Source organism: Kluyvera intermedia, from assembly GCF_021440345.1.
Lineage (GTDB): Bacteria > Pseudomonadota > Gammaproteobacteria > Enterobacterales > Enterobacteriaceae > Kluyvera > Kluyvera intermedia_A.
Window position 1 is genome coordinate 1 of the sequence record NZ_JAKCNS010000052.1, and the last position, 7209, is coordinate 7209.

6 protein-coding genes are annotated in these 7209 nt (G+C 56.0%); 4 read left to right on the plus strand and 2 right to left on the minus strand.

The genetic code is table 11. The features are described from left to right. Window positions 1–160: 160 nt before the first annotated feature. The gene (locus LZ634_RS15945; protein WP_234507030.1) at window positions 161–376 is read right to left on the minus strand and encodes an ECs_2282 family putative zinc-binding protein; all 216 of its coding nucleotides are present in this window, start codon (window positions 374–376) and stop codon (window positions 161–163) included. 195 nt (window positions 377–571) lie between these two features. On the opposite strand from LZ634_RS15945, the gene LZ634_RS15950 reads away from it, so the two are divergent. Next, entirely contained in the window at window positions 572–1825 is a 1254-nt protein-coding gene (locus LZ634_RS15950) for a diguanylate cyclase (RefSeq protein WP_234507032.1), read from the plus strand. Here LZ634_RS15950 and LZ634_RS15955 read toward each other — a convergent pair whose 3' ends face one another. Next, window positions 1826–3034 carry a multidrug effflux MFS transporter gene (locus LZ634_RS15955; protein WP_234507034.1) on the minus strand — a complete coding sequence of 403 codons (1209 nt, stop codon included), beginning with the start codon at window positions 3032–3034 and terminating at the stop codon, window positions 1826–1828. A gap of 188 nt (window positions 3035–3222) precedes the next feature. Here LZ634_RS15955 and LZ634_RS15960 point away from each other — a divergent pair, with 188 nt between their 5' ends. From LZ634_RS15960 to mmuM, 3 genes are all read left to right on the plus strand, one after another. Next, complete coding sequence (locus LZ634_RS15960) at window positions 3223–4344, plus strand: cupin domain-containing protein (RefSeq protein WP_234507037.1); 1122 nt, start codon at window positions 3223–3225, stop codon at window positions 4342–4344. A gap of 179 nt (window positions 4345–4523) precedes the next feature. Beyond that, the gene (gene mmuP, locus LZ634_RS15965; protein ID WP_234507039.1) at window positions 4524–5939 is read left to right on the plus strand and encodes an S-methylmethionine permease; all 1416 of its coding nucleotides are present in this window, start codon (window positions 4524–4526) and stop codon (window positions 5937–5939) included. Then, window positions 5926–6858: a homocysteine S-methyltransferase gene (gene mmuM, locus LZ634_RS15970; RefSeq protein ID WP_234507041.1), complete on the plus strand. Its 933-nt coding sequence runs from the start codon at window positions 5926–5928 to the stop codon at window positions 6856–6858. The genes mmuP and mmuM overlap by 14 nt, the downstream gene beginning before the upstream one ends. The last annotated feature ends 351 nt before the right edge of the window (window positions 6859–7209 follow it).

Here is a 7209-nt window from a genome sequence, read left to right on the forward strand (position 1 = left end):
TAAGTTGGCAGCATCACCTATTCCACGAATTCAATATGTTTAATCTCAGGCTGTAAAAAAGATTAGAGCTAATTAAAAAGCATGACTCAATAATTCCTGAGTACCAGGGAGTAATATTGTTAACAATTTATTCAATAGGTTAATAAAACTATCGCTGAGTTTATTTATGCGTTTTTTTGGGCAATGTTGAAAGCGCTTCGATAATCATTGCTTCAGCCTTGAGTTTGGCAAATTTGATAAGCTCAACTTTACTGAAAGCCTTGCCACAGGCTTGGCACGCCATCGGATAAGCATCCTGTGAATTTTTGATTTCTTCAATATTAGATATTTCGGTAATTCCGTTGCATGTAGGGCATAAATACTTAATTGAAATCACAGGCAGGCCTCCTTTATTTTGTTATAAAATAGCCTGACCGCATTAATTGTTAAAGTAGTTGTGATCGGAAAATAACAGGTCATTATAACTTGGTTGACCTGGTGGTTGATTTTTGACCGCAAAAGGGTAAATGGAAGAGGACGAACGGCGATGGATAAGCAACTCGCACAGAGGAATAGAGGCGATTCAGAGAGGTTGGCGGAACTTTTACATCACAATACCGATTGGGTGTGGGAAGTTGATGCCGCTGGCCGTTATGTCTGGGTGTCAGATGTGATTAAGAACCAGCTCGGATATAGGCCTGAAGAGGTGTTGGGCCGTACACCATTTGATTTTATGGTACCGGGCGAGGCGAAACGGCTGAAGAAAGCCTTCTACGATGTGGTGGCCGCGCAAAAGCCTTTATCAGGCATGATTAACCGTAACCGGCGTGCCGATGGCAGCGTGGTGGTCATTGAAACCAGCGCGATTCCGCTGTTTGATGAAAATGGCGTGCTCTGTGGCTATCGTGGCATCGACCGGGATATCACCCAGCTCAGTGAGCGGGTGCTGCAGTTGGAATCGATCTACCAGGATACGCCGCTAGCGCTGTGCGTTATCAACCGTAGCGGCCAGCTGACCAAAGCCAATAAGGCGATGGGGGAAATGCTGGGAGAATCCAAAGAGACGCTGGTGGGGAAACACCTCAAAGAGATAATACCCGACTGGCATCTGCTGTTTGAGCAAGATTTCATGCGCATTGATAGCGGTGAAGAGCTTGCCAGCAAAGAGGTGTTTCTTTACGGGCGCTACTTTTATATTCAGTCGCAGCCGGTATATGACGCCGGTGGAAAGGCCGTGGGGATATCCGCCGCGTGGATGGACATCACCGATCGTAAGCTAGCCGAGCAGCAGCTTGCCAGCGCCAACCAAACCTTGCTGCAGTACGCCGAGCGGGATCATCTGACGGACCTGTTTAACCGACGCTACATGGACGAACGGCTGAACTATGAAATTGCCAGAGCTCAGCGCGAAGGAACCTCATTTGCGATATGTATGGTGGATATCGATTTCTTTAAGCGCTACAACGACACCTACGGCCATCTGGCGGGCGACCGCGTACTGCGTGCGGTGGCGGATGCGCTGAAGGGCGCGTTGCGTCCGGGTGATTGCGTTAGCCGCTACGGCGGCGAAGAGTTCTTGATTATGCTGCCAAATACCGGAGCCAGAAGTGCGCGGATGGTGGCTGAGCGCCTGCGCGAGCGGGTGATGGCGCTGGATATTGAGAATAAAACCAGCCCCATCGGCGGCGCGCTGACCATCAGTCTCGGCGTCATGACCTGGGATTCACCGCTGTTTGTCTGCAGCATTCAGAGCATCGCCGACATTGGCGCCGAGCTTATCAGTAATAGTGATGCGGCGCTGTATCAGGCCAAACAGCAGGGAAGAAACCGCGTAGTCGTGGTGTGATTACGCCGCCGCCCTGGCGCGTGCCGTCAGGGCAATGGCGGTGCTGGCGCAGGTAAATAGCGCTATCACCCATGCCATCGTCCACGGCGTGCCGTCGCTGAGCATCGCCAGCATCAGCGAGGAGATAATCCCGCTGCCGTACTGCAACGCACCAATCAACGCCGAGGCTGAACCCGCAACGTTTGGCGCCGCATCCAGCGCGGCGGCCGTGGAAGTTGCGGCGATGATGCCGTTCATCGAAAACAGAATAAATATCGCCACAACAATCAACGCAAGCCCGCCGACGTGGAACCATGCACCTGCCGCCAGCACCAGCGCGGCAATGCCTGCCACGGCTGTCGCCACTTTCAGTAATGTTTCCAACGCATAGTGTTGCACGATGCGGCGATTCACCACGCTCATCACCATCACGCCGACGATGTTGAGCGCAAATAGCCAGCCATAGTACTGCGCCTCGACGCCAAAGTAGCTGATATAGACAAACGGCGAACCGGTAATAAAGGCGTAGATCGCCACGTAATAAAAGGTCAGGCACAGGGTATAGCGCATAAAAGCGACGTTGTTTAGCAGCAAACCATAGTTCCTGAACACGCCACCCAAAGAGGCTTTCTCGCGCTTTTCGACGGGCAGAGTTTCCGGCAACCAGAACAGCATGATAAACATCGCGAGGCCAATAACCGCCAGCAGCCAGAAAATCAGGTGCCAGCTGGCAAAAAGGATCATCTGCCCGCCGATCAGCGGCCCGGCAATGGGAGCGATAGCCATCATCAGTATCAGCGTAGAAAGCATCTGCGCGGCGCGGGTACGGCTGAACAGATCGCGGATCATTGCTCGCGCCAGCATGGGGCCGGTACAGGCCCCCAGCGCCTGAAATACGCGCCAGAACACAATCTGGCTGATGCTGGTGGACAGCGCGCAGCCGACCGAGCCGATAATAAACAGTCCCATGCCAATAAAGAGCGGCAGCCGACGGCCTAGGCGATCGCTGAGTGGCCCCCAGATCAGCTGTGCGACGCAAAAGCCGATTAAGAAACCGGTGATGGTGAGTTCGACGTTGCCGTTTAAATCGTGTGCCATGGCGGGCATGGCGGGAAGATAAATGTCGGTTGAGAGTGAAGTAAAGGCCATTAAGGCGCTGAGTATGACGACAAAAAGCAAACCGTGAGGATTGCCGTGGGCGGGCGTCGCGCGCGCCGGTGAGTGAATCATAATTTTCCGTCGGGACAGTGTTGATGACCTATAGGATAGCCTGATTATTTGGCGTGAATAATCCGGCGAAACCGGATGCCGCTATGAATGCGATTCATAAGTCCGCATCGGCAATTGATTCATCACAAGGCGCGGTGCAGGGAGGCCTCTTTATAATCAAGCCTACTTCTCCACTCACGGTATGAATCATGGCTTATCAACTGAACCTTAACTGGCCAGAATTTTTAGAAAAATACTGGCAAAAGCAGCCGGTGGTATTAAAGAACGCATTCCCGAACTTTATCGACCCGATTACGCCGGATGAGCTGGCCGGTCTGGCGATGGAGATGGAAGTCGACAGCCGCCTGGTGAGCCATGTCGATGGCGTCTGGTCCGCCAGCAACGGGCCGTTTGAAAGCTTTGACCATCTGGGCGAGAACAACTGGTCGCTGCTGGCGCAGGCGGTGAACCATTGGCATGAACCCTCCGCTGAGCTGGTCCGTCCGTTCCGCGTTCTGCCGGACTGGCGTCTGGACGATCTGATGATCTCCTTCTCCGTACCGGGCGGTGGCGTGGGCCCGCATATCGACCCGTACGATGTGTTTATTATCCAGGGGATGGGCCGCCGCCGCTGGCGCGTAGGCGATGCGCTGCCGTTAAAACAGCACTGCCCGCATCCGGCGCTGCTGCACGTTGAGCCGTTCACGCCAATTATCGAGGTGGAAATGGAGCCGGGCGATATCCTGTATATTCCGCCTGGATTCCCACACGACGGTTTCACCTATGAAGCGACGCTCAACTACTCCGTGGGCTTCCGTGGGCCGAACGGCCGCGAACTTATCAGCAGTTTTGCTGACTATGTGCTGGAAAACGATCTCGGTGAGAAGTACTACACCGATCCGGATTTGACCTGTCGTGAACACACGGGAAAAGTTGAGGATCATGAGCTGGAACGTCTGCGCACTCTGATGATCGACATGATCCGTCAGCCTAACGATTTCAAGCAGTGGTTCGGCAGCTTCGCTTCTACCCCGCGCCATGAGCTGGACGTTGCGCCAGCGGAGCCACCGTTTGAGCCTGAAGAAGTGGCTGCGGCGCTGGAAGACGGTGAGATTCTGCGTCGACTGAACGGTCTGCGAGTGCTGAACGTGGGCGGCAGCTTCTTTATCAACAGCGAGCGTCTGGAATCCTGCGCGCCGCAGGCCGCGGATGCGCTGTGCCGCTATACCGAGCTGGATAAAACCCACTTTGGCGAGGCGCTGAAAAACCCAGCGTTTGTGGCTGAACTGACCGAGCTGATTAACCAGGGATACTGGTTCTTCGACGAGTAGTCTGCACTTCGCTGAGAAATCATCGCTCGCAACGGCCCTCCGCCTATTCAGGTTGAGGGCCGTTTTGCTTTGCTATTCCCCATTTTTAGTACCGCCTCCGTTTTGCATATTGTTAACGATCGTTGTATAACTGCTTTCTTATTTGGATGTTTAGATGTCCATACGTTTAGAAGGTAATAATGCAAAGCACAGACACAACACAACAACAAGGTGGGCAATTAAAGCGCACCATGAAGACTCGCCACCTGATCATGCTGTCGCTGGGTGGCGTTATTGGCACAGGGCTATTTTTTAATACCGGCTATATCATCTCGACCACCGGCGCGGCGGGTACGCTGCTGGCCTATCTCATCGGCGCGCTGGTGGTCTGGCTGGTGATGCAGTGTCTTGGCGAGCTGTCGGTGGCGATGCCGGAAACCGGCGCTTTCCACGTTTACGCCGCCCGTTATCTCGGCCCGGCAACCGGCTACACCGTGGCCTGGCTCTACTGGCTGACCTGGACGGTAGCGCTTGGTTCCAGCTTTACCGCCGCCGGATTTTGTATGCAGTACTGGTTCCCGCAGGTTCCGGTGTGGATCTGGTGTCTGCTGTTTTGCGTGCTGATTTTCGGCCTCAACGTCATCTCCACCCGCTTCTTTGCCGAAGGGGAATTCTGGTTCTCGCTGGTGAAGGTGATTACCATCATCGCCTTTATCATCCTTGGCGGCGCGGCTGTCTTTGGTTTTATCCCGATGCAGGATGGTTCACCGGCGCCGGGGCTCAGTAATATCACCGCCGAAGGCTGGTTCCCGCACGGCGGCCTGCCGATTCTGATGACCATGGTGGCGGTGAACTTTGCCTTCTCCGGTACTGAGCTTATCGGCATTGCCGCCGGTGAGACGGAAAACCCGCACAAGGTGATTCCAGTGGCTATCCGCACCACCATTGCGCGGCTGATTATTTTCTTTATTGGCACCGTGTTCGTGCTGGCGGCGCTGATCCCGATGCAGCAGGCGGGGGTTGAGAAAAGCCCGTTCGTGCTGGTGTTTGAGAAAGTCGGGATTCCGTATGCGGCCGATGTCTTTAACTTCGTTATCCTGACGGCGATTCTGTCCGCGGCTAACTCCGGGCTGTATGCCTCCGGGCGCATGCTGTGGTCGCTCTCCAACGAGCGCACGCTGCCGCGCTGCTTCTCGCAGCTCAACAAAAACGGCGTGCCGCTGGTAGCGCTGTCGGTCAGTATGCTTGGCGGCCTGCTGGCGCTGTTTTCCAGCATCGTTGCGCCGGACACGGTGTTCGTGGCGCTGTCGGCGATTTCCGGCTTCGCGGTGGTGGCGGTGTGGATAAGCATTTGTGCTTCCCACTTTGTCTTCCGTCGCCGCCATCTGCAGCAGGGCAAAGCTCTCAGCGAACTGCACTACCGCGCGCCGTGGTATCCGCTGGTGCCGGTGCTGGGCTTTGTTCTGTGCCTGGTCGCCTGCGTGGGGCTGGCCTTTGACCCGTCGCAGCGGATTGCGCTATGGTGCGGCCTGCCGTTCGTGGCGCTGTGCTACGGTGCCTACTATTTAACGCGTTCACGCCAATCTCAACAGGAGCCGCAGCATGCCGCAGAATAACCCGTTAACCGCCATTCTTGCCGAAAACCCGTTTGTGGTGCTTGATGGGGCGATGGCCACGGAGCTGGAGGCGCGGGGCTGTGACCTGGCGGACAGTCTGTGGTCGGCGAAAGTGCTGATGGAAAACCCGCAGCTGATTTACGACGTGCATCTGGACTACTTCCGCGCCGGTGCCCAGGTGGCGATTACCGCCAGCTATCAGGCGACGCCGGAGGGTTTTGCCGCGCGTGGGGTTGATGAGACGCAGTCGCGGGCGCTGATTGCCCGCAGCGTAGAGCTGGCGCGTCAGGCTCGCGATGCTTATCGGGCGGAAAATCCGGCGGCGAAAGGGCTGCTGATTGCCGGTTCGGTGGGGCCTTACGGCGCCTATCTGGCAGATGGTTCAGAGTATCGCGGTGATTATCAGCGCAGCGCGCAGGTGTTCCAGGGATTCCACCGTCCGCGCATTGAAGCATTGCTGGAGGCGGGGGCCGATCTGCTGGCCTGTGAAACGCTGCCGTCGTTTGATGAAATTCGCGCGCTGGCGCAACTGCTGGTCGAGTATCCGGTGGCGCAAGCGTGGTTCTCGTTTACTCTGCGCGACTCACAGCATCTCAGCGACGGCACGCCGCTGCGCGATGTGCTAGCGTTTCTCGCCGACTATCCGCAGATTCTGGCAGTAGGGATTAACTGTATCGCGCTGGAAAATACCGTGGACGCGCTGAGCTATCTGCACAGCCAGACGCCGCTGCCGCTGGTGGTTTATCCGAATTCCGGTGAGCACTACGATGCGGTGACCAAGACCTGGCATCATCACGGTGAGGCTTGCGCGACGCTGGAAGGGTATTTGCCCGAGTGGCTGGCGGCGGGGGCAAAGCTGATTGGCGGCTGCTGTCGCACGACGCCGAAAGATATTGCGGCGCTGAAGGCGCACTGTTGATGAGGAGTGAGGCCGGGTAAATTTGTCTTTGTCTGATGCTGGTGAGAGTGGTGAAAGATTCCGTTCACTTGATGTTTTGTAGAACATGAAACCCACTGCACCCGTGAACGGGCTAAGGGGGGCGCCGCGCCCCCCTTTGCAATCCCCGCGGCCCCGCGGTGAAATCGGTGCTTCGCACTGCGTTCGCCTGCGAACTCCAGCCTGCGGCACGGCGAAACTCGACCTCCTGTCTCGGTTCGCCTCAGTCCGCCATCCCTGGCGGCCTGACCTTGTCTTCCTTTCTCCGGCTCACCGATTTCAAGCGGGGACTCATCGGTTTCAGCGACACTGACGTTTGTTTTTAGCTAAAAA